Origin of the sequence: Kitasatospora sp. NPDC048239 (assembly GCF_043202015.1) — a bacterium.
Classification (GTDB): Bacteria; Actinomycetota; Actinomycetes; order Streptomycetales; family Streptomycetaceae; genus Kitasatospora.
Genome location: NZ_JBICZP010000028.1, coordinates 1 through 21,109 on the forward strand (window position 1 = coordinate 1; position 21,109 = coordinate 21,109).

General features: G+C 72.8%; 19 protein-coding genes and 1 pseudogene. 5 read left to right on the plus strand and 15 right to left on the minus strand.

All coding sequences use genetic code 11. The annotated features are described in order from the left end of the window. Positions 1 to 121: 121 nt before the first annotated feature. Both ACGFZP_RS37990 and ACGFZP_RS37995 read right to left on the minus strand, forming a co-directional pair. Complete coding sequence (locus ACGFZP_RS37990; RefSeq protein ID WP_392941601.1) at positions 122 to 1,516, minus strand: hypothetical protein; 1,395 nt, start codon at positions 1,514 to 1,516, stop codon at positions 122 to 124. 163 nt (positions 1,517 to 1,679) lie between these two features. Next, the gene (locus ACGFZP_RS37995; RefSeq protein WP_392941604.1) at positions 1,680 to 2,909 is read right to left on the minus strand and encodes an agmatine/peptidylarginine deiminase; all 1,230 of its coding nucleotides are present in this window, start codon (positions 2,907 to 2,909) and stop codon (positions 1,680 to 1,682) included. A 172-nt stretch (positions 2,910 to 3,081) separates the two neighbouring features. On the opposite strand from ACGFZP_RS37995, the gene ACGFZP_RS38000 reads away from it, so the two are divergent. Further along, positions 3,082 to 3,819, plus strand: coding sequence for a TetR/AcrR family transcriptional regulator (locus tag ACGFZP_RS38000; RefSeq protein ID WP_392941606.1), 738 nt, complete (start codon positions 3,082 to 3,084; stop codon positions 3,817 to 3,819). Positions 3,820 to 3,912: 93 nt separating this feature from the next. Here the strand turns inward: ACGFZP_RS38000 and ACGFZP_RS38005 are convergent. Further along, positions 3,913 to 4,092, minus strand: a pseudogene (locus ACGFZP_RS38005) (nitroreductase/quinone reductase family protein); the annotation flags it as partial. A gap of 74 nt (positions 4,093 to 4,166) precedes the next feature. Further along, positions 4,167 to 4,424 (minus strand): hypothetical protein, encoded by a 258-nt coding sequence (locus ACGFZP_RS38010; RefSeq protein WP_392941608.1) that lies wholly within the window; start codon positions 4,422 to 4,424, stop codon positions 4,167 to 4,169. A 505-nt stretch (positions 4,425 to 4,929) separates the two neighbouring features. Between ACGFZP_RS38010 and ACGFZP_RS38015 the strand changes: the two genes are divergently transcribed. Further along, on the plus strand, positions 4,930 to 5,181 hold the full coding sequence (locus ACGFZP_RS38015) for a hypothetical protein (protein WP_392941610.1): 252 nt from the start codon (positions 4,930 to 4,932) through the stop codon (positions 5,179 to 5,181). 39 nt (positions 5,182 to 5,220) lie between these two features. On the opposite strand, the gene ACGFZP_RS38020 is transcribed toward ACGFZP_RS38015, so the two are convergent. From ACGFZP_RS38020 to ACGFZP_RS38055, 8 genes are all read right to left on the minus strand, one after another. Next, positions 5,221 to 6,414 (minus strand): agmatine deiminase family protein, encoded by a 1,194-nt coding sequence (locus ACGFZP_RS38020; RefSeq protein ID WP_392941613.1) that lies wholly within the window; start codon positions 6,412 to 6,414, stop codon positions 5,221 to 5,223. A gap of 168 nt (positions 6,415 to 6,582) precedes the next feature. Continuing rightward, positions 6,583 to 7,380 (minus strand): ABC transporter ATP-binding protein, encoded by a 798-nt coding sequence (locus ACGFZP_RS38025; protein ID WP_392941615.1) that lies wholly within the window; start codon positions 7,378 to 7,380, stop codon positions 6,583 to 6,585. A 43-nt stretch (positions 7,381 to 7,423) separates the two neighbouring features. Beyond that, positions 7,424 to 8,428, minus strand: a complete 1,005-nt coding sequence (locus tag ACGFZP_RS38030; RefSeq protein WP_392941618.1) for an ABC transporter ATP-binding protein — start codon at positions 8,426 to 8,428, stop codon at positions 7,424 to 7,426. Further along, a complete protein-coding gene (locus tag ACGFZP_RS38035; RefSeq protein WP_392941620.1) occupies positions 8,425 to 9,279 on the minus strand; it encodes an ABC transporter permease in 855 nt (284 codons plus the stop codon). Before ACGFZP_RS38035 ends, ACGFZP_RS38030 begins: the two co-directional genes overlap by 4 nt. Further along, on the minus strand, positions 9,276 to 10,235 hold the full coding sequence (locus ACGFZP_RS38040) for an ABC transporter permease (RefSeq protein WP_392941622.1): 960 nt from the start codon (positions 10,233 to 10,235) through the stop codon (positions 9,276 to 9,278). The genes ACGFZP_RS38035 and ACGFZP_RS38040 overlap by 4 nt, the downstream gene beginning before the upstream one ends. Beyond that, entirely contained in the window at positions 10,232 to 11,905 is a 1,674-nt protein-coding gene (locus ACGFZP_RS38045; RefSeq protein ID WP_392941625.1) for an ABC transporter substrate-binding protein, read from the minus strand. Before ACGFZP_RS38045 ends, ACGFZP_RS38040 begins: the two co-directional genes overlap by 4 nt. Positions 11,906 to 12,006: 101 nt before the next feature. Continuing rightward, entirely contained in the window at positions 12,007 to 13,017 is a 1,011-nt protein-coding gene (locus ACGFZP_RS38050) for an agmatine/peptidylarginine deiminase (protein WP_392941627.1), read from the minus strand. 85 nt (positions 13,018 to 13,102) lie between these two features. Beyond that, positions 13,103 to 14,278: an agmatine deiminase family protein gene (locus tag ACGFZP_RS38055; RefSeq protein WP_392941630.1), complete on the minus strand. Its 1,176-nt coding sequence runs from the start codon at positions 14,276 to 14,278 to the stop codon at positions 13,103 to 13,105. 265 nt (positions 14,279 to 14,543) lie between these two features. Between ACGFZP_RS38055 and ACGFZP_RS38060 the strand changes: the two genes are divergently transcribed. Both ACGFZP_RS38060 and tatA read left to right on the plus strand, forming a co-directional pair. Continuing rightward, complete coding sequence (locus ACGFZP_RS38060) at positions 14,544 to 15,152, plus strand: TetR/AcrR family transcriptional regulator (RefSeq protein WP_392941632.1); 609 nt, start codon at positions 14,544 to 14,546, stop codon at positions 15,150 to 15,152. 74 nt (positions 15,153 to 15,226) lie between these two features. Continuing rightward, positions 15,227 to 15,487 carry a Sec-independent protein translocase subunit TatA gene (gene tatA / locus ACGFZP_RS38065; RefSeq protein ID WP_392941634.1) on the plus strand — a complete coding sequence of 87 codons (261 nt, stop codon included), beginning with the start codon at positions 15,227 to 15,229 and terminating at the stop codon, positions 15,485 to 15,487. Between the two features lie 217 nt (positions 15,488 to 15,704). Here tatA and ACGFZP_RS38070 read toward each other — a convergent pair whose 3' ends face one another. The 3 genes from ACGFZP_RS38070 to ACGFZP_RS38080 form a co-directional block, all read right to left on the minus strand. Beyond that, the gene (locus ACGFZP_RS38070; protein ID WP_392941717.1) at positions 15,705 to 16,886 is read right to left on the minus strand and encodes an agmatine/peptidylarginine deiminase; all 1,182 of its coding nucleotides are present in this window, start codon (positions 16,884 to 16,886) and stop codon (positions 15,705 to 15,707) included. A 169-nt stretch (positions 16,887 to 17,055) separates the two neighbouring features. Beyond that, complete coding sequence (locus tag ACGFZP_RS38075) at positions 17,056 to 18,228, minus strand: agmatine/peptidylarginine deiminase (RefSeq protein ID WP_392941636.1); 1,173 nt, start codon at positions 18,226 to 18,228, stop codon at positions 17,056 to 17,058. Positions 18,229 to 18,578: 350 nt separating this feature from the next. After that, entirely contained in the window at positions 18,579 to 19,157 is a 579-nt protein-coding gene (locus ACGFZP_RS38080; RefSeq protein WP_392941638.1) for a TetR/AcrR family transcriptional regulator, read from the minus strand. A gap of 182 nt (positions 19,158 to 19,339) precedes the next feature. On the opposite strand from ACGFZP_RS38080, the gene ACGFZP_RS38085 reads away from it, so the two are divergent. Next, on the plus strand, positions 19,340 to 21,082 hold the full coding sequence (locus tag ACGFZP_RS38085; RefSeq protein WP_392941641.1) for a serine/threonine-protein kinase: 1,743 nt from the start codon (positions 19,340 to 19,342) through the stop codon (positions 21,080 to 21,082). The last annotated feature ends 27 nt before the right edge of the window (positions 21,083 to 21,109 follow it).

Sequence of the window (21,109 nt, forward strand, 5' to 3'; positions counted from 1 at the left end):
CCAAGTAACACCCCGCACCACCCCACGCCACACGACAACGCCGCTGCACCCACCCGAACACCCGGGCAGGGAGCAGCGGCGTCGCGGCATGTCAGAGCCGGTTGGACCACGCGCGAGTTGCCTAGGAGACGCGGGCGTCCGGGAGGCGGTCGCTCTTCACCAGGCAGTCGCGGAACTCGTACCAGGGCGCGGTGCCCGTCCACCGCAGGAAGCCGGTGGCGCCCGTGCCGCCGGACGCGTTGGCGAACCGGCAGCCGTCGTACAGCAGCTTGCCCGCCGTCGTGGCGGTGGCCGCCGTCACCTGGTGCGCGCCGAGCAGGGCGCAGTCCTGGTAGCGGATCATCGGCCCGCGCGAGGGGTTGACGGCGTCGAAGCGGTACACGTGGGGGACGGCGGTGTCGCCGGAGGCCCAGGACTGGTACGCGTTGGCCGTGTCGTCGCAGGACACGAAGGTGATGGTCCCCTTGTACCAGGCGGAGTCGATCACCTTGTGGCCCGCGCCGCGCACCTCGAAGCGGATGCCCTGGGCGTACAGCCGCATCAGCGAGTCGTTGCGCTGCGGGTTGGCGCCCAGCTTGAAGAAGGTGCCGGTCGACTCGGGGTCGGTGAGGATGTACGACCCGCCGATGAAGTTCATCGAGCCGCCTCGCTCGTTGCGTACGAAGACGCCCGACTGGAACTCCACCTTGCACTCACGGAACCAGTAGTTGAGGAACTGGTCCTGCTGCTTCTCGCCGGGCTTGCCGCCCATCACCAGGAACGCGTCGGCGTAGGAGCCACTGATCTGGCAGTGGTCCCAGCCCATCTCGCTGTTCAGGTTGGAGGTGGCCGTCGGGCCGTCGAGGACGATGCCGGCCTTCCAGGTGCCGCGCCAGTCGACGTCGGTGTACCAGGTGTCCTGCACACCGAACGCCCTGGAGGAGTAGGAGTAGTTGAACGTGGCGGTGGCGTCCCGGCTCTCGAAGGTCAGGCCGCTGATCCGGATGTTCTTGTAGCGGTCCATGTTCCGCCAGAACACGGTGTCGCGAACCGTCGGGGCGTACACGATCCGGGAGACCCGCTTGCCGAACCCGCTGATCGAGATGCCGTCGATGACGCTCTGCGTGTGGGTGTCGGTGTTCTGGGTGCCCGGCAGCAGGCTGTCGGGCTGGGTGAGCAGGTAGGTACCCGGCGGGATCACCAGCACCTTCTTCGGGGTGACCCCGGTTTCGGGGGCGCCCCCGAGCACCTCGGCCACGGCGTCCCGGAACGCGGTGTCGCTCGGCGTCACCCCGGTCGGGTCGGCGCCCTTGGCGACGACGTCGACCACGTACCCGCCGGTGGCTGCGGCCACGGCCACCGGCGCGGCGACGGCGCTGCGGCCGCCCAGCGCGAGGCCGCCGGCCAGGGCGCCCGCTCCGGTCAGCCCGGCGAGCAGGGTCCGCCGGCCCGGTCGGCGCGTCCCGTCGCCGCCGCCGGGACCGCCCGTCTGCGCGGACGGCGTGGGCTGCGCACCCTGTGTGGAATCCGTGGACATGGCCAACCCCCGTTGTGGAGCACCGCATCTGAGCCGTGGTCGATGACGTGATCACGGCCGAACGGCATGATCATCTGTCATGTCGCCTGCCGGCACAAGAGACCGGACCCCCGCTCCCGACCCGGCACGCACCCGCGCCGGGCCGGGGCCGGGGCCGCGGCCGCTAGGGGACCGGCTGCGGCTGGGTGACGCAGTGGATCCCGCCGCCGCCGAGGCCGATGTAGTCGATGTTCAACTGCTCGACGACGCGGCCGGGGAAGAGCGACTGGAGCTTCGCCTTCGCCGCGGCGTCCGCCCGGGAGTCCCCGAACTGGGCGGCGATCACCGCGCCGTTGCAGACGTAGTAGTTGGCGTAGGAGCCGACGAACGCGGGGTCGCTCTGCCGGATCCGGTAGTAGTCCGGGCCGCCGAGCTTGGTGGCCTGGATCCGGACGCCGCGGGCGTCGGTCGCCGCGGACAGCACGTTGTACTGGTTGATCTCGTCCTTGGTCCAGACGTCCGAGGGGTCGTCCGTGGCGTTCGGCTGCTGGACCAGGCCCTTGCCGGGGGCCAGGAAGCGCGAGGTCGCGTCCACGTGGTCGCCGGTGATGTCCTGGCCCGCGACGCCGGCGAACCAGATGACCGTGGTGGCGCCGTACGCGGCCTTCATCGCGTTCTCGGCCTGCGTCTGCGTCATGCCCGGGTTGCGGTCGGAGACGAGGATGCTGCTCCGGGTGGCCATCAGCGTGCCCGCGCCGTCGGTCTCGATGGCGCCGCCCTCGCCGACCAGGCCGGCCGCCGTGAACGGCACGCCCGCGAGGGCGGCGACCCGGCCGGCCACCTTGCCGTCGTTGGTGAAGACCTGGTTGCCGCCCCAGCCGTTGAAGTTGAGGCCGATCGCGTCCAGCCCGCCCAGCCCGTTGGTGCGGAAGACCGGGCCGGAGTCGCGCATCCAGCAGTCGTTGACGGGGATCGAGGTGATCACCGTGACGTTGGCGCCCGGGCAGGCCCGTCTGGCGGCCGCGGCGGCGGCCGGGTTGGCGCACAGGTAGACGGGCTCGTACTTGGCGATGGTGTTGGCGACCAGCGCGATGTTGGCCTGGATCTGCGCCACCGAGGGCGTCGTCCCGCCTCGGCGGCCGCCGCGGCGGCCGGTCCAGATGGCGGGGTCGTCCGGCCAGGCCATCCAGGTCCGGGTGTGGGCCACCGTGTCGATCGGGACGGCGAAGGTGCCGGCGGCCGCGGCCCCGGCCGGGACGGCGCCGCGTCCGGCCGCGGACGCCGCGACGGTGGCGCCGCTCGCCGCCCAGGCGGTGCCCGCCGTGACCAGCCCGGCCGCGACCAGGAAGTTCCTCCGGCCCAGCGCGACCGGCGTTCTGCCGGACGAGACGTGCGGTTCGTTGTGACCGTTCATCTCTCGGTCTCCCGTTCTGTCCATCCGTGGTCCTTCCACGTGATGGCCATGACGGTAAAACTGACCAAGCGCTCGGTCAATACATTGCGCAGAACCCGTTCGATCCGGCCGTCACCGCTGCCGCGTCGCCGCCGCCGCCCCGCCGCCGGCGCGGGCTCGCTAGAGTTTCCGGATGGCTACGCGCGCTGAGGACCCTCGCCCCATCGACCCGGCGGCCCAGGGGCCCTCAGGCGGCAGCGGTTCCGGCACCTCAGCCGGCACCGGCAGCGGCAGCGGGGCCGCCGTCGGTGCCAGGCGACCGCGCGCCTCGGCGAAGGGCGAGCAGACGCGGGCACGGCTGCTTGCCGCCGCGCGCGAACTGCTCGCCGGGGACGGCTCGGTGCCCTTCACCACCCGCAACGTGGCGGCCCTGGGCGGGGTGACCCACGGGATGTGCCACTACCACTTCCAGAACCGCACCGACCTGATCGTCGCGGTGGTGGAGAACATCAGGCCGGAGTGGATCACCCCCCTGGAGGAGGCGGTCGCCGGGCCGGGGACCTTCGCCGAACGGGCCGAGCGGGTCGTCGCGATGCTGGCGCAGCCGGAGGCCGGCGACCTGTCGCGGCTGCACTCCGCCCTGCACTGGTTCGCCGTCGGCGACGAGCGGGTGCGGGAGAGCCTGGAGGCGGAGTACCGGCGGTGGCGGGAGTGCTTCGTCGCGCTGTTCCAGGTCCTGGCGGACGAACGCGGTGGCGGGTTCGACCCCCGACCGCTGGGCGAGGCCGCGGCGGCCGGGACGGACGGGCTCGCCGCGATCCAGTCGCTCGGCGCGCAGATCGACTCCGCACCGGTGATGCGGGCGCTCGTCCTCGGGCTCGCGGCCGGAGCGGGCGACGTGGGCAACGCGGCCGGAGCGGCCCGGGCCTGACCGGCCGGGTCCGCCGAGTCGGCCCCGCACCGGCCACGGGGCGGACGGGGTGGACGGGGTGGACCACACCCCGCCACCGGCGTCGGCGAATCATCGCCTCAACGGGATCCTGCGGATCTTGCCGCTCTTCACGCCGCGCGTCGTGCGAATGACGACGGGCAGGCCCGTGTCCCAGGGCGTCAATCCCCGCGTGCCGCCCGAACTCTCGTACAGCTCGACCTGATCGCGCACCCACTGTGCCGGACTCGGCTCGTACCCGCCCTCAAGAGGCATCGCATTCACCCCATCGTCACGTCATGAAGTGCGCTGCGCCCCCGGAGCGTTGCCCGAACCGTCCACCCTTCGCGCTACCCTTCGCGCTGAGCTGCCGGCAGGTGGTGCGGGTGGTGGTGCGGCGGCGGATCATCGAACTCCTTGTGGCCCACCACCGCCCGAGCCTTGTGCCGCGGAGTGAACTTGACGTTGTGTTCGGCCGCTGCCTGCTGGGCTTCAGGCTTGTTGTGGAATCCCGAGATGAGGACGAACTCGTCCTGTGGGCACCACACATCCCATATGGTTTCGAACGTTGGCCCCGCTTGGCCTGCATGGTCGCTGGGTTGCGTCATGGTGGAAACACCTCCACTCGGAATGCCCCCGGGTACTGGGCCGAGCGGAAGAAGCAGACTGCGCCCGGACTGAAGGGTGAATCACGGAAACGAGTGGCGGGCAGATCGGCCCAGCGACAGGAGCGCAACTCCATTGTCCGACTGCTGACGTGGGCCCGCCACCGGCGGTACGGCAGTCCTGTTCGACACTCTCCGCATACGCCCGGCCCGGCTGAATCCCGGGAGGCGGGCGGCGGGGCGATCCGAAGGCGACAGCAGCAGTGGTGATCTGGGTCGGAGATCTTCTGGCAGGCCTCCGGGCAGCCTCGACTGGCGGGCCTGCCGGGCCTGGCGGGCCCGTTTCGCCAGTGGGACAATGGAGTTGCGCTCAGCGCAGATGAGGGCATACGGCTGTGCTCGGTTGCCCATCACTCGTTTCCGCGATTCACCCTTCGGTCCGGGCAGAGTCCGGTACCTCCTTTGTTCAATTCAGTCCGGAATGGCTCTGTACGGAGGTGCTTCCGTGATGACGAAACCCAGTGAGCAGCAGGCCTTGGCGGGGCCACACTCCAGGACCAGATGGGATGTGTACTGCCCGGAGGAGGACCTCGCCGTCGTCATGCTGTTCGACAGCAAGAAGGACGCCACCAGGGGCGCCGGCGAACACAACGCCCAGTTCACTCCGCCGCACACGGCCAGGGCAGTGGTGCACACACCAAGCGACGAGGACCCGCCGTACATCACCGAGCCTCGGCGCGAAGCGTCCGAGCAGAAGTGAATCCGGCTTCGCCGGCTCGGGGCGGAACGCCCATGGGCGTCACTGAGTCGGCTGCTGCTGGGTGGAGCAGTGGATGCCGCCGCCGCCCGCGGCGATGGCGTTGATGCCCACCGGTACGACCTCGCGCCCCGGGTGGAGCTCGGCCAGGATGCCCGCCGCCCGGTCGTCGGACGCCTTGTCACCGAAGCGGGGCATGATGACGGCCCCGTTGACCACGTAGTAGTTGAGGTAGGTCGCCAGGAAGTCCTTGCCCTGATCCGGGACGGCGCTGAGGTCGGGCTCGACGAGGTCCACGACCCGCAGCGGGCGGCCCGCGGCGTCGGTGGCCCCGCGGAGCACCTCCAGCGCCTGGTCGGAGGCGCGGGACCAGATGTCCGGCGGGGTGTCCGGTCCGGGCCGGTGGATGAGGACCACCCCGGGCTCGGCGAACCTGGCCAGCGCGTCGATGTGACAGTCGGTGATGTCCTGCCCGGCCACGCCGGTGAACCAGATGACCTTCCGGACGCCGAACAGCTCCTTGAAGGCGGCCTCGATCTGGTCGCGGCTCCTGCCCGGGTTGCGGTTCTCGTTGTCCCAGGAGCTCTCGGTGGCCATCAGGGTGCCCTCGCCGTCGACCTCGATCCCGCCGCCCTCCCCGGTGATCGGCGCCTGGATGCGCCGGATGCCGTACCGGTCGAGGAGTCTGCGGGCGACCTGGCCGTCCTCGGTGTGGGTCTGCTTGTTCCCCCAGCCGTTGAAGTTGAGGTCGACCCCGGCGAGTCCGCCCGGGCCGGTCACGAAGGTCGGGCCGGTGTCGCGGGCCCACAGGTCGTCCACCGGGAGGTCGATGACCTCCACGTCCGCGCCGCACAGCTGCCGGGCCTCGGCAGCCTGCTCCGGGCGGGCCATCAGCACCACCGGCTCGAACCCGGCGACGGCCTGCGCCACGTGCGCGATGTCCGCGCGTACGGCGGGCAGTTGGTCGCCCCACACCGATTCGAGGGCCGGCCAGGCCATGAACGTCCTGGTGTGGGGGCGCCATTCGGCCGGCATCGCGTACGCGGCCGGGGCCGCCGTGGCGGTCCCTGCCGCCGGGCTCGCGGCTGTGCCTGTGCCTGTGCCCGTGCTCGCCGGGGTCGGTTCGGTCCCGTCGGCGGGGGCGGCGTCGGAGCCGCAGCCCTCCAGCAGCGCGAGCGCGGCGGCGGCCGCCCCCGAGCGCAGCACCGCCCGGCGGGACGGGAAGAGGTCTTTCACGACAGTCCCCTCGTTCATGCGGATTCACCCCTGAACGGGCGATATCCGACAGTAGAGGCCGCCGAGGGACGGGCCGGTGACACCGGGCGCCGCCGATCGGGGGAATCGAAGCGGGTCCGGACCGCCGCCGTGGGGGCGTCGACGGTCCGGACCCGGGTACGGGGGCTTCTACAGAGCGCGCCGCGCGGCCGCGATGGACCGCGGGTCCCAGCCCGGCCTGGGCACGGAGTCGAGCAGCAGCCGGGTGTAGGGGTGGCGCGGGCGGGCGAGGACCTCGGCGGTCGGGCCGGACTCCACGATCCGCCCGTGCCGCATCACGATGACGTCGTCGGTGACGGACCGGACCACGCCGAGGTCGTGGGTGATGAACAGGTAGCCGATGCCGGTCTCCTCGCGGATGTCGGCGAGCAGGTTGAGGATCTGCGCCTGGACGGAGACGTCGAGGGCCGCCACCGCCTCGTCGAGGACCAGGACCGACGGTTCGACCGCCAGCGCCCGGGCGATCGCGACGCGTTGGCGCTGGCCGCCGGACAGCTGCCGGGGCAGGGCGCCGGCCTCCCGCTCGCCGAGCCCGACCTGCTCCAGGAGTTCGGCGATCCGGCGGGGGTGGTCAGCCTCGGGGAAGTGCAGTCGGAGGGTCTCGCGCAGCACCGCACCGACGGTGGTGCGCGGGTCCAGGGACAGGTACGGGTCCTGGAAGACCATCTGGACCTCGCGGGCCCGCGCGAGCCGGTGGGCCCGGCCGCGCCGGTGCTCGGTGCGGTCCCGCTGGTGCACCAGGACCCGGCCGGAGTCCGCGCGTTCCAGTCCGACGACGATCCGGGCGGTGGTGGTCTTGCCCGAGCCGGACTCGCCGACGATGCCCAGCGAGCGGCCCTCGGCCAGGGTGAAGGAGACGTTGTCGACGGCCTGCACGCCTCCGTAGGCACGGTGCAGACCGACCGCCTCCAGCACGGTCCTGCGCATCGGCGGCACTCCCTTCGTACGGGCCGTGGCTCCCAGGTCCGGGCTACGCATCGGCGTTCCCCTCCCCCGTGGCACTGCCGTGGTCGCCGAGGCCGGTGTCGTCACTGTGGTGGCAGGCGGTGCGGCGGGCCGGCTCGCCCTGGACCGGCAGCAGCGCGGGCACCTGCTGGGTGCACAGGAAGGTCGCGAGCGGACAGCGCGGCGCGAACGGGCAGCCCGTCAGCTCGTCGCGCAGGCTCGGCGGCCGGCCCTCGATGGCGGCGAGCCTGCCCCGGGGGGCGTCCAGACGCGGCGTCGAGGCGAGCAGCGCGGCCGTGTAGGGGTGGCGCGGCCGTTCGAACAGGGCCTCGGCGGGACCGGTCTCGACGATCCGGCCGGCGTACATCACGTACACGCGGTCGCTGATGGCGGCGGCGAGGCCCAGGTCGTGGGTGACGAAGAGCAGGCCGGTGCCGAAGCGTTCCTGGAGGTCGCCCAGGAGCGCGACCACCTCGGCCTGCGAGGTGACGTCCAGGGCGGTGGTGGGCTCGTCGGCGAGGATCAGCGCGGGATCGCCCATCAGGGCGGCCGCGATCATGACCCGTTGGAGCATGCCGCCGGACACCTGTCCCGGGTAGCGGCCCAGGACGGACGGGGGCAGGCCGACCGCGTCCAGCATCTCCGCGGCCCGGTCGGCCGCGGCCCCGGCGGGGAGGTCGTTGTTGAGCCGCACCCCCTCGGTGAGGAAGTCCCCGATGCGGCGCAGCGGGTTGATGGCGGCCCGGGGGTCCTGGAAGATCATCGCGGCGGTGCCGGTGCGCAGGCGGCGCAGCTGTTCGGGCGCCATGGTGAGGACGTCGTCGCCGTTGACCCGCACGGTGCCCTCGGTGGCGGCCCCGGTGGGGAGCAGGCCGAGGACGCTGCGGGAGGTGAGGCTCTTCCCGGAGCCGGACTCCCCGACGAGGGCGACCGTTTCGCGGGCGTCGACGGTGAGGTCGACGCCGGCGAGGACGGGCCGGGCGGTGTTCGGCAGGCGCAGGCGGTAGGCCTGGATGTCGAGGGTGGTCATCGGTCCCTCCTGGCGACCTGGTCGGCCCAGCGCTCGCCGACGACGTTGAAGGCGACGACGGTCAGCACGATCGCGGCGCAGGGCAGGACCGCCGAGAGCGGGTAGCCGTGCTGGACGGCGGCCTGGCCGTCGAAGACCATCCGGCCCCAGTCGGGGGTGAGCGCGGGGACGCCGAGCCCGAGGAAGGAGAGGCCGGCCAGGTCGATCAGGGCGTAGCCGAAGTTGATGGTGGACTGCGCCAGGACCACCGGCGCGATGCCGGGGATGACGTGGCGCAGGCAGATCTGCAGGCCGGAGTGGCCCTGGACCTGGTAGGCCTCGACGTAGGGGCGGGCGCGTTCGGCGAGGACGAGCGAGCGGGTGAGCCGGCTGACGTAGGGCAGGTAGGCGATGGCGAGGGCGATCACCGGGGCCAGCAGTCCCTCGCCGTAGACGGAGACGATCAGGATCGCCAGCAGCATGCCGGGGAAGGCGAAGACCAGTTCCGTGCTGCGGGAGAGGACGGAGTCCAGCCAGCCGCCCCGCCAGGCGGCGGTGACGCCGACCGCGACGCCGGCCAGGGTGGAGAACGCGACCACGCCGAGCGGTCCGAGCAGGGAGGTCCGGGCGCCGGTGACCAGGCGGGAGAGGGTGTCTCGCCCGGAGGCGTCGACGCCGAGCAGGTGGTCGGCGGAGGGCCCGGCGAGCGCGTTGCCCAGGTCGACGGCGTTCGGGTCCGCGGGCACGATCCACGGGGCGAGGACGGCGGCCAGGACGACCAGGGCGACGAAGCCGAGGCAGAGCAGGTGGAGCGGTGCGCGGGCGGTGCGGAGCCGGCCGAGGCCGGGGCGGCGCAGCAGGGTGGCGGTCATCCGGCGGCTTTCCTCGCTCCGAGGGTGACCCTGGGGTCGACCAGTGGGTGGAGCAGGTCGACGACCAGGTTCACCGCCATGAACAGCCCGACCATGATCAGGGAGATGGCCTGCACGGTGGGGAAGTCCTTGGTGGTGGTGGACAGTTCGAGGAGCTGTCCGATGCCGCCGACGCTGAACGCGGTCTCCACCAGGACGGTGCAGACCAGCAGGGTGGAGATGATGAGCCCGCCGGTGGTCAGGACGGTGCCCAGGGCGTTGCGGAAGACGTGCCGGCGGATCACCTGGTGCTCGGTGACGCCCCGGCTGCGGGCGACGGTGACGTGCTCGTGGCCGAGGACGTCGAGCATCGCGGCGCGGGTGACCCGGGCGAGCATGCCGATCAGGTAGAGGGCCAGGGCGACGGCGGGGAGGGTGAGGTGCCAGAGCATCTGGCCGAGGCCGTCGCCGGTACCGCCGGTGGGGAACCAGCCCAGGTTCACCGCGAACAGGCCCTGCAGCAGGACGGCGGCGACGAAGGAGGGGGTGCCTACGGCGACGGCGGTGGTGACGAGGATGCCGGAGTCGGCGCGTCCGCCGCGGACGGCGCCGATCCAGCCGAGCAGCAGGCCGAGCGCGAGGACGAGGACGAGCGCCATCACGACCAGCAGCAGGGTGGCGGGCAGCCGGTCGGCGAGGAGCCGGGAGACGTCGGTGCGGTAGGTGATCGAGCGGCCGAAGTCGCCGTGCGCGATCTGGCCGGCCCAGCGCAGGTACTGCAGGAGGAACGGGTCGTCCAGGTGGTACTGGGCGTTGACCGCCCTGAGCGCCTCCGGGGAGGCCGAGCGGCCGGCGAGCAGGAAGCTCGCCGGGCTGCCGGGGGCGAGGTACATCGCACCGAAGATCACGAACGAGGCGCCGACCAGGGTGGCGGCCATCTCGGCCAGCCGCCGGGCGGCGAATCTCAGGAAACTCACCGGGCCGCCCCCACATCGGCCGCCCACGGGTAGTAGAGGTAGGAGATGGTGGTCGGGGCGCCGGTGATCCGCTTGTTGAGGAAGACCGCGGTGGGCCACTCGGCGACGGGGATCCAGAGCAGTTGCTCGGAGGCGGTCTTCTGGAGCTGGGCTTCCAGGGTGAACCGCTCGGCGGAGTCGGTGGCGGCGGCGGCCTTCTTGACCAGGTCGTCGTAGGCCGGGTCGCTGTACGAGCCGAAGTTCTGGTAGGCGCCGGTCCGGAAGTTGGCCAGCAGGTCCAGCGGGTCGGTGATGGAGTCGTAGTACGTCTCGGGGAACAGGTCGATGCCCTCGCGTGCCTTCGGGTCGGTGAACAGCGAGGTGAAGGCGTTGGGGGCGATGGTCTTCAGCTGGACGTCGAGGCCGATCTTCGCGCCCGCGGCCTGGACGGCGGTCGCGAGCAGGGAGACGTCCTGGCCGATCGGGCTGGTGGCGACGGTGATGCTCTTCCCGGTGGCGCCGGCCTCCTTGATCAGGGCCTTGGCCCGGTCGAGGTCGGGGCTGGTGGGGGTCAGCCCCTCGAACGCCTCGGTGCGGATGTGCTCGGGGGCGGCGGCCCAGGCGGCGCGGGTGGTCAGTGAGCCGGTGACGGTGCCGGCCCCGCCGAGGCCGGTCCGGACGAAGCCGGAGCGGTCGAGGGCGAGGGAGAGCGCCTTGCGGACCCGGACGTCGCCGAGCACGCCCTCCATGTTGGTGACGTTGACGTTGACGGTGCTGAGGCCCTCGCCGAAGTAGAGCGTGCCCGCGCCGCCGCTCCTCAGCCGCTCGTAGCTCTCGGTGGGGATCAGGTAGCCGCCGTCGGCCTCGCCGCTGAGCAGGGCGTTGACGCGGGCCGAGGGGTCGGTGAGGAAGCGGAAGACGGCCTTGGCCGACTTGGCCTTGGTGCCCCAGTAGTCGTCGAAGCGCTGGAGCTCGATCGACTGGCCCTTGGTCCAGGTGCCGAGCCTGAACGGTCCGGTGCAGTCGAGGCTGCCGCCGGTGCCGTAGTCCTTGCCGGCCGCCTCCACCCCGGCCTTCGAGGCGACCACGCCTGCCGCGGTGGCGAGGTACTGGTTGAACTGCGAGTCGGGCTGGGTGAGTTTGACGGTGACCTGGAGCGGGCCGGTCTTGGTGATGCCGGCGACGTTCTGGAACTGCTGGGCCCAGGCGGCCGCGTTGTCGGGGTTCATCTGCCGGCCGAGGCTGTACACCACGTCGTCGGCGGTCATGACGCCGCCGTCGTGGAAGTGCACGTTCGGGCGCAGGTCGTAGACCCAGGTGGTCGGGTCGGGGTTGGAGGCCTTCTCCGCCAGTCCCGGCGCGAGCGTGAGCTGCGGGGTCCACCGCATCAGGCTCTCGCAGACGTTGGAGAGGATGGTGTTCTGCGGGTAGTCGAACGCCGAGATGTAGTCCAGGGTGGGCGGTTCGGCGTAGACGGCCCAGGTGAAGGACTCCAGGCCGCCCTTGGCGGGCGGGGTGTCGGCGGAGAGCCGGTAGGCCGTCCCGCCACCGCCGCCGTCCTTCGGCGGTCCGGAGCAGGCGGTCGCGAGCGTGAAGGTGGCGAAGGTGGCGGCGGCCAGGGCCGCGGCCTGGAGAGCGGGTCGCCGGTGCGGGGATCTACGGGTTCTCGACCTGTTCCGCGGGTCTGTCATGAGGGTGGGCTCTCTTCCGTGCGTGACGGGGGTGGCGAGTGGGACCGGACCGGCGGGCCCGTACGTGGGGCGGGCCCGCCGGTGCGGCTGGGAGGTGCGGGTCACGCGGTGGGGCGGGCCGCCGGCACCTGCTGGGTGATGCAGTGGACTCCGCCGCCGCCGTAGGCGATCACCCGGGAGCGCACGCCCACGACCTTGCGGCCGGGCAGCGCGGCCGCGATCACCGCGAGCGCCCCCTCGTCCTCGGGGATGCCGGCCGTCGGGACGACGACGCCGCCGTTGGCGATGTAGAAGTTGAGGTAGCCGACCTCGGTCTCCTTGCCGTCGACCTGGACGAAGGCGCTCTGCGGCAGGTCGATGATCTCCAGCTTCCGGCCCCGGGCGTCGACCGCGGACTCCAGCACGGCGCGGTTGGCGCGCATCCGGTCGTAGTCCGGGTGGTTCGGGTCGCTCGGGAGCTGGACCACCACCTTCCCGGGGGCCACGAACGCGCAGACGCCGTCGACGTGGCCGTCGGTCTCGGTGTCCAGCAGGCCGCCGTAGGGCAGCCAGACGACCGTGCTGACGCCGAGTCGGGCGACCAGCTCGGCCTCGATCTCCTCCTTGCTCATCCCCGGGTTGCGGTTGGGGTGGAGCAGGCACTGCTCGGTGGTGATCAGCGTGCCCTCGCCGTCGACGGTGATCGCGCCGCCCTCCAGGATCATCCGGGAGTCGATGCGCTCGACGTCCAGCCGCTCCAGCAGCAGCGCGGCGATCCTGTCGTCGGTGTCGTACGGGTGGTGCTTGCGACCCCAGGCGTTGAAGCGGAAGTCCACCCCGGCGCGCTCACCCTCCGGGCCGAGCACGAAGATCGGGCCGGAGTCGCGGAACCACGAGTCGTCGATGGGCAGTTCCACCACCTCGACGCCGTCCCCGCACAGCGCGCGGGCCTCCTCGCCCTGCCCGGGACAGGCGACCATCGTCACCGGCTCGAACTCGGAGATCGCCCGGGCGACCTGGGCGTACTCCTGCCGCGCCCCGTCGAGCTCCTCGCCCCACAGCTCGGCCCTGGTCGGCCAGGCCATCAGGCAGCCCTCGTGCTCGGTCCACTCGGCCGGCATACGGAAAGTCATGATGCCACTTCTCCTGTTCGAAAATTCGGTCAGTACAAGGGGGACGGGCCCGCCGGACCGTCCCGCCGGAAGGCCGGGAGCGGGCTCAGCCCGCGGGGGGTACGGCCGGCTGGGACTGCGTGGCGCAGTGGATGCCGCCGCCACCGCTCGCGACGGCGTCGATGTCGAGCTGGACGATCCTGCGGTCCGGGTACTCGGCCTGGAGGATCGCGTAGGCGACGCCGTCCGCGTAGCCGTCGCCGAACTGCGGTGCGATGACGGCGCCGTTGACGGTGTAGTAGTTGGTGTAGCTGGACAGGAAGTCCTTGCCGCGCCCGCGGATCAGGCGGCGGTCCGGTCCGGGCAGTTCGATGATCTCCAGGCGGCGGCCCCGGGAGTCGGTGGCGTCGCGCAGCACCTGCTTCGCCTCCTCGTAGACCGCGACCCACCTGGCGTCGGTGCCGGGGCCCGGCTGGTCCAGCAGGACCCGGCCCGGAGCGGTGAAGCGGGCGAGGCAGTCGATGTGGCAGTCGGTGATGTCCTGCCCGGCCAGCCCCGGGATCCAGATCACCTTGTCGATGCCGAGCGACGCCTTGAGCGACCGCTCCACCTGCCCCTGGGTCATCCCCGGGTTGCGGTTGGGGTTGACCAGCGAGCTGACGGTGGCCAGCAGGGTGCCCTGGCCGTCGGTCTCCAGCGAACCGCCCTCGCCGACGAAGGAGGCCTGGATCCGGTCGACGCCGTAGCGGTCCAGCAGTTTGGCGGCGGCGGTGGCGTCGTTGCCGAACGGCTGCTGGTAGGACGTGCCCGCCTTACCCCAGCCGTTGAAGTTGGTGTCGACGCCGGCCACCGCACCCGGGGCGACGACGAAGGTGGGCCCGAAGTCGCGGATCCACAGGTCGTCGTTGGCGACCTCCTCGACCACGATCGGGTGGTAGGCGCCAAACCCGCAGGTGTAGCGGGCGTCGGCGGCCTGCTCGGGGCGGGCCAGCAGGACCACCGGCTCGTACCGTGAGATCTCGTGGGCGAGGTTGGCGATGTCCCGGCGCACCGCCGCGAGCTGGTCCTGCCAGACCGACCGGAGGGCCGGCCAGGCCATGAAGGTCCGCGCGTGCCGGTCGGTCTCCGCCGGGAGGGTCAGGGTGGCGCCGGACGGCGCCGTGGCGGCGTGGGCACCCGCGGGGAGGGCGATCGCCGGAAGGGCCGCGCCGAGGGCGGCCAACGGAAGGGCCGAAGCCCCGAACTTGAGCAGGCTGCGCCGGGTGGGAACGGGCGTGTCCATGGGACTCCCTGGAGGGATCGGGAGGTGTGGGGTGACCCACATCCTGCTCTGAACTGAAAATTCAGTCAAGATGAAGGAGCGACCCAATCCCCACCGGTCCGGTCTCGGGGTCCCACAACCCTGGCGCGGCCCGGCAGGATGGCCCTGGGGTGCCCAAAACCCCGATGAGCAGGGATGTCCTGAATCAGTCCCGCGCGAGAAGGTCCTGAAAATATGATCAGGAAACCACTCCTCGACGCCTCATGTGCGAGTAGAGTGAACACCCGTGTCAGACCGTCGAACAGAGATACTCAGAGCCGCCACACGCGTCATCACCCGGCGCGGCGTGCGGGGACTGCGCGTGGCCGAACTGGCGGCCGAGGCCGGCGTGTCGACCTCGCTGATCTACTACCACTTCGCCGACCGGGCCGGGATCCTGCGCGAGACCCTCGGGTTCATCAGCGAGCGGGCCGACCGCTACACCGCGCAGTGGAGCCCCGACACCGCGGACGACGCCCGGGCCGAGCTGGCACAGGTCCTGCTGCTGGAGCTGCAGGACACCGCGGAGGTCCGGGAGAACAGCACCGCCTGGGGCGAGTTGAGAGCCAGCGCGGTCTTCGACGCGGACCTGCGCACGGACCTGGCCAAGGCCACCCACACCTGGGTCCACGAGATCGCCGAACTGCTCGGCCGCGCCCACCCCGCCGGGACCGCCCCGGCCCACGCCGCGTCCGCCGAACGCCTCACGGCGCTGCTGGAGGGGCTCAGCGTCCGCTGGCTCAGCGGCTCGCTCCCGCTGGAGCACGCCCGTCGACTGCTCGCGGAGGCGCTGGACGCGGAGCTCGACGGCCTCCGACCGGAGCCCTGCCCTGCGACCGCCGGTGGCATTGACTGACATTTCAGTCAATGCGAGACTGTCCATGCTCGGCCGAGCCCCCTCCCCCACTGTGAAAGGCCCGGTGAGACGCAATGCTCCGCAATGGTCTGGAGCCCTGGCACCTGCTGGTCGTGGTGGCCGTGGTCGTGCTGCTGTTCGGCTCGAAGAAGCTGCCCGACATGGCCCGCGGACTCGGCAGGTCCATGCGCATCCTGAAGGCCGAGACCGCGGCCATGCGGGAGGACGCCGCTTCACCGGATCCCGCCGATGCCACCGCTGCCTCGGCCGGCCCCGCCTCGGGCAGCGGCGTGGCCGCCTCCGTTCGGCCCGACCGGCCCGACCGGGCCAGCTGAGACCACCTGCCACCAGCCACCGCCGCCGGGCGGGGCGACGCTGCCGTGTCGCCCCGCCCGGCGGCTTTCCGCTGTCCGGCGACGGCGGCTCTGCACCGACGTCCGGCCCCGGCAGGGGCGGCCGGACAGCACCGAGGCCTCCGAGCCCTGGAGGGGCTCGGAGGCGGTCGAGCGGAACGGGCGCCGGCGGGCGGTTCGCCGTCCAGTGGGGCCAGGGTCAGCCCGCGTCCGGCTTACCGGGCTGGTCGTGGGTGGAGCAGTGGATCCCGCCGCCGCCGGAGGCGATGTTGTCGATCTTCACCGGCACGATGTCCCGGCCGGGGAAGTGGTCGCGCAGGATCTGCTGGGCCCGGTCGTCGGCCTTGGCGTCCCCGAAACGCGGCAGGAACAGCGCCTTGTTGGCGACGTAGAAGTTGATGTACGAGGAGACGAACGCGTCGCCGCGCCCGGTGATCCGGTCCGGGTCGGGCTGCGGCAGGTCGATCACCTGCAGCGGTTTGCCGTGCGCGTCGGTGGCGCTCCTGAGCACCTCGCGCGCCTGGGCTGCGGAGCGCGACCAGACGTCGGCGGGCGCACCCGGGAACGGCTGGTCCAGCAGGACGACCCCGGGGGCCGCGAACCGCACCAGGCAGTCCACGTGCGCGTCGGTGATGTCCTGGTCGCGCACGCCGGCGAACCAGATCACCTTGGTCACGCCGAGGGCCTTCCCGAGCTCGGCCTCGATCTCGTCCCGGCTCTTTCCCGGGTTGCGGCGCTCGTTGACCACCGAGCTCTCGGTGACCAGCAGCGTCCCCTGGCCGTCGGTCTCGAAGGAGCCGCCCTCCGCCACCACGGGCGTACGGATCCGCTCGATCCCGTACCTGCCGAGGGCCGCGGCGGCCAGCGCGGTGTCGTTGGCGTGCTCCTTCTGCTTGTTGCCCCAGCCGCTGAAGTTGAAGTCGACGCCCTTGAGGGTGCTGCCGTCCTCCACGAAGACCGGGACGGTGTCCCGGGCCCACAGGTCGTCGACGGGCAGCGGGACGACCTCGACGTCCTTGCCGCACGCGTTCTGCGCCGCGTCCGCCTGGGCGGGGCGGGCGAACATCACCACCGGCTCGTAGCCCCCGACGGCCCGGGCCAGCCGGGCGATGTCCGCGCGGACGTCGGGCAGTTGGTCCGCCCAGATCCCGGTGGAGGCCGGCCAGGACATGAAGGTCCGGGCGTGGCTCTCCCACTCGGCGCCGAACCTGCGCCCGGGCGTCGCCCCCGGGGCGGGCGGCCCGCCGGGCGCACCCGTCGCCCCTGGCTCCGGCGGCCGGGAGGAGGCGTCGGGCGGGGCCGCGCCCTCCTCCTCGCCGGGCCCGGCGCAGGCGCCGGCCCCCAGGGCCAGCAGACCGGCGCCGGCCGCGGCGCGCAGCATCGTCCGGCGGGACGGGGAGGGAGGGGTGGGGGTGCGATCCGACACGGGCACTCCGGAGGGAAGGAGGAAGAGGGTGGGTGGATTGGTGCGGGGCACGGCCCCGGTGCGTCCTGCGCTACGGCCCGCGGACTGCGGACTGCGGACTGCGGCCTGCGCGGACCTCGTGCGCCTACGGCAGCGGTTCCTGCATCGTGGAGCAGTGGATGCCGCCGCCCCCGGCCATCAGCCGGTCGACGTCGAGCTGGACCACCTCCCGGCCGGGGAAGGCCGCCGCGAGGGTGCGCCGGGCGGCCTCGTCCTTCACCCGGTCGCCGAACTGGGTCGCGATCACGGCCCCGTTGACCACATGGAAGTTGAGGTAGGAGTCGACGAACTTCGGGTCCCTCGACCGCACGGTGTCGGGGCCGTCCACCCGGATCACCTGGAGCCGGCGCCCCCGGGCGTCGGTGGCCCGGGACAGGATGTCGAACTGCTGGCGGGCGTCACGGGCCCAGACGTCGTCGCGGTCCTCGGGCGGCAGCTGCACCATCACCACGCCCGGCCGGACGAACCGGGAGGTGACGTCGATGTGGTCGTCCGTGATGTCCTTGCCCTTGATGCCGGGGACCCAGATCATCCGGTCCGCGCCGTAGACGTGCAGCACCTCCGCCTCGATCTCGTCGCGGCTCATGCCCCGGTTGCGGTTCTTGTTGACCAGGCTGCTCTCGGTGGCCATCACGGTGCCGTCGCCGTCCGTCTCGACCGATCCGCCCTCGCCGACGAAGTCCGCCCGGCTGAACCGCAGCCCGGAGCGGTCGGCGACGTGCCGCGCGACCTCGGCGTCCCACCGGTGGGTCTGCTTGTTCCCCCAGCCGTTGAAGTTGAGCCCGACGGCGTCGAGGCCGCCCCGGCCGTCGCGGCGGAACACGGGGGCGATGTCGCGCATCCAGAGGTCGTCGGTGCCGATCGAGCCGATCACCTCGACGGCGGGCCCGCAGAGCGGACGGGCCTCCCGGACGCTGTAGTCGTCCGGGGCGAGCATGACCACCGGCTCGTAGCGGGCGATCGTCCGGGCGATCAGCGCGATGTCCTGCTGGACACCCGCCAGCTGCCGGCCCCAGACGGACTTCCGGGAGGGCCAGGACATCCAGGTCCGGGCGTGCGGCACGTCGTCGCGGTCCACCCACCAGCGCGGGAGCGCACTGTCGGCCGGGCTCCCGGAGCGGGCGGAGGCGGGCGCCGCACCTGCGACGATCCCCGCCGCCCCCAGTCCTGCGGCGGCACCGAGCACCGACCTGCGGGACGGCTCGGCGCCGAGGAGCCGGTCGAACAGGGAGCGGTCGTCGCGGTACGGGTCACTCATGCGGATCTCCAAGTCAAGTATGCCCACCGGGCGGTGCCGGGCGCGGGGCGGACGCCGGCCCCGGGGACGGGCGCCCTCACGGGGCGGGGTGCCCTCACGGGGGCGGTCGTCCGGGGAGGGGCGGTGCCCGCGGGGCGGGCGGCGCGTCACCCGCGGCCCGGTCGGAGTCGGCAGGGCGACGGGCGGAACCCAGTGCCGCCGAGGCGTCGTTCGGTGCCGTGCTCACACTCTCGCACTGACTGAAAATTCAGTCAAGGCATCGGCAGGGTTGTGGCGGGCGCCCCACAGGCGCACATAAGGAAACGGGCCCCGGGAAACCCCGGGGCCCGCCGTCGTCCGTCCCGCGCGCGCTACCCGCGCAGGTGCTCCAGCTCGCTGTCGATCGCGCCGGCCATCAGCTCGCGCGCGTGGGCCAGCGGCACACTGCCGCTCAGCCACCGCACGCTCAACCCCTCCAGCAGCGCGGTCAGCCGCTCGGCGGAGGCGGCCAGCGCCGCCGCCCCGCTCATCGGCCGGACCCTGCCGAGCAGCTCGGCGACCTCCTGGACCCAGACCAGCGTGGCGCGGGCCAGGTCCTCCCGGAGGTCTGGGTCGAACACCGCACTCGCCCGCAGCTCCCCCCAGGCCGTGCTGTTCTCCCGCACCTGCGGGGTGTCCTGGAACTCCAGCAGCAGGGTCTGCTCCAGCTCACCCCTGGCGTCCAGGGGAGGCGCCTCCTCGGCCCGCTCGGTCGTGTACCGCTCGGCCCGGTCGTTGATGAACTCCAGGGTCGCCCGGAGGATCCCGGTGCGGTCCTTGAAGTGGTAGTAGATCAGCGCGGTGGACACGCCCGCCTCGGTCGCGAGCTCCTCCACGCGCAGCCCGCGGACGCCGCGCCGGGCAATCACCCGCGCGGCCGCTTCCATGATCAGGGTTCGACGGTCAGCCACAAGCGATCACCCTACCCGCAGGATCGGCCACCGGGGAGCATGCAGCCGATCCTGACTAAAATTACAGTCCGGGGTATGCTCCGGTCCGATTCGGAACACCCGGCGTCCGCAGGGCCCACCGTGCCCGCCGTACCGCCTGCCCCACCGTTCACCACGCCCGCTCGACCCCGCTGGGAGCCAGCATGACCGCAGAGCCCTTCGGCGCCCCGTCGCCCACGGCGTTCCAGGCGCTGACCCCGGACGACCCCCGCGAGGTCGGCGGCTACCGCCTCCGGGCCCGGCTGGGCGCGGGCGGCATGGGCCGCGTCTACCTCGCCCACACCCCGGGGGGCCGCCCGGTCGCGCTCAAGGTCGTCCGGCCCGAGCTCGCCGAGGACCCGGAGTTCCGGCACCGCTTCACCCAGGAGGTCGCCAGCGCCCGGCGCATCCACGGCCTCTACACCGCCCAGGTGGTCGATGCGGGCACCGACGCCGCCACCCCCTGGCTGGCCACCGCCTTCGTCCCCGGCCCCTCCCTCCAGCAGGTCGTCCACCGCTACGGCCCGCTGCCCGAGCGGACCGTCCTGCTGCTCCTGGCCGGCATCGCGGAGGCCCTGCAGGCGATCCACGCCGCCGGCGTCGTCCACCGCGACCTCAAGCCCGGCAACGTGCTGCTCGCCGCCGACGGCCCCCGGGTCATCGACTTCGGCATCGCCCGCGCCGCCGACGCCAGCCCGCTCACCGGTACCGGTCTGCGCATCGGCTCGCCGGGCTTCATGGCCCCCGAGCAGGTCCTCGGGCTGCCCGCCACCCCGGCCACCGACGTCTTCGCGCTGGGCGTCCTGATCGCCCACGTCGGCTCCGGCACGCAGCCGTTCGGCGACGGCCCCGAGCCGGCCTCGCTCTACAGGGCGGTGCACGAGGAGCCCGACCTCGCCGGTCTGCCGCCCGGACTGCACGGGCTGGTCCGGCAATGCCTGGCCAAGGACCCCGAGCACCGGCCGGACACCGCCCGGCTGATCGAGGCCGCCCGCAGCCACCCGGCCACCGGCGGCGAACTGCGCTTCTCCGAGGACTGGCTGCCGCAGCAGGTCAGCACCGAGATCCGCCGCCACACCGACCTGCCGGCCACGCCTCCGCCGCCCGCCACCGCCCTGGACCACGGCCGGGCCGCGGCCGACGCGCCGACCGCGCTCGTCGCGCCCCTGCTCACCCCGACGGTGCTCGCCCCGGCCGCGCTCGCCCCGGCCCAGCCGTCGGCCACCGGCGCGTCGAGCACCGGCCCGTCGGAGGGCCGGCCTGAGCGGGCCGCCCCCGGTGGACGCCGGGCCGCCACCGCGCGGCGCGGCGCCCGTACCGCCCTCCTGACGACAGCCGCGCTCCTCGTCGGTGCCGCCGGGGCGTTCCTGCTGCTCGATCCGGACTACCTCGACGACCTCGACGACCTCGACGACCAGAACGTCGCCGCGGCCGGCAGCCTCAGCCCGTCCGCCGGTGCCACCGCCACCCCGTCGCCCTCCGCGTCCACCACCGCCCCGGCCGCTCCGACCACGCCCGTCGCCCCGGCCCCCGGCTACACCGCGGTCTACACGGACCTCGAACTCGCCTCGCCCGACCACTCCTACGAGTTCGACCTCAAGACCGGGAAGGTGGCACCCCAGGACGCCTCCGCCTGGTACCTGGGCCGCCACGCGGGCGAGTTCTACATCCCGGAGGACAGTGACGCCTACGTCTCGCCGGCCGGCGGCCTCACCCTCCCGGACTGCATCAAGGGCGTCGAGACCCGGCCCGCGTCCGCCCTGCCGTTCACCGCCCTGGGCCCCGACCGGAGCTTCTGCGTCCGCGCCCGGGGCGGCCGCGACCTCGCCGTCGTCCGCGCACTCGCCACCGGTCCGGACGACGGCCCGGTCAGGGTCGCCGTCACCTACTACCGCCGCTCGGCCTGAGCACGCCCGGACCGCCGCAGCCGCTCC

Bases quoted from the DNA above. Each gene is read 5' to 3' on its own strand.
- ACGFZP_RS38050 (WP_392941627.1), bottom strand. From the start codon at position 13,017: ATGACTTTCCGTATGCCGGCCGAGTGGACCGAGCACGAGGGCTGCCTG.
- ACGFZP_RS38035 (WP_392941620.1), bottom strand. From the start codon at position 9,279: ATGACCGCCACCCTGCTGCGCCGCCCCGGCCTCGGCCGGCTCCGCACC.
- ACGFZP_RS38070 (WP_392941717.1), bottom strand. From the start codon at position 16,886: ATGCTGCGCGCCGCGGCCGGCGCCGGTCTGCTGGCCCTGGGGGCCGGC.
- ACGFZP_RS38030 (WP_392941618.1), bottom strand. From the start codon at position 8,428: ATGACCACCCTCGACATCCAGGCCTACCGCCTGCGCCTGCCGAACACC.
- tatA (WP_392941634.1), top strand. From the start codon at position 15,227: ATGCTCCGCAATGGTCTGGAGCCCTGGCACCTGCTGGTCGTGGTGGCC.
- ACGFZP_RS38085 (WP_392941641.1), top strand. From the start codon at position 19,340: ATGACCGCAGAGCCCTTCGGCGCCCCGTCGCCCACGGCGTTCCAGGCG.
- ACGFZP_RS38055 (WP_392941630.1), bottom strand. From the start codon at position 14,278: ATGGACACGCCCGTTCCCACCCGGCGCAGCCTGCTCAAGTTCGGGGCT.
- ACGFZP_RS38015 (WP_392941610.1), top strand. From the start codon at position 4,930: ATGACGAAACCCAGTGAGCAGCAGGCCTTGGCGGGGCCACACTCCAGG.
- ACGFZP_RS37990 (WP_392941601.1), bottom strand. From the start codon at position 1,516: ATGTCCACGGATTCCACACAGGGTGCGCAGCCCACGCCGTCCGCGCAG.
- ACGFZP_RS38025 (WP_392941615.1), bottom strand. From the start codon at position 7,380: ATGCGCAGGACCGTGCTGGAGGCGGTCGGTCTGCACCGTGCCTACGGA.
- ACGFZP_RS37995 (WP_392941604.1), bottom strand. From the start codon at position 2,909: ATGAACGGTCACAACGAACCGCACGTCTCGTCCGGCAGAACGCCGGTC.
- ACGFZP_RS38075 (WP_392941636.1), bottom strand. From the start codon at position 18,228: ATGAGTGACCCGTACCGCGACGACCGCTCCCTGTTCGACCGGCTCCTC.
- ACGFZP_RS38045 (WP_392941625.1), bottom strand. From the start codon at position 11,905: ATGACAGACCCGCGGAACAGGTCGAGAACCCGTAGATCCCCGCACCGG.
- ACGFZP_RS38000 (WP_392941606.1), top strand. From the start codon at position 3,082: ATGGCTACGCGCGCTGAGGACCCTCGCCCCATCGACCCGGCGGCCCAG.
- ACGFZP_RS38010 (WP_392941608.1), bottom strand. From the start codon at position 4,424: ATGACGCAACCCAGCGACCATGCAGGCCAAGCGGGGCCAACGTTCGAA.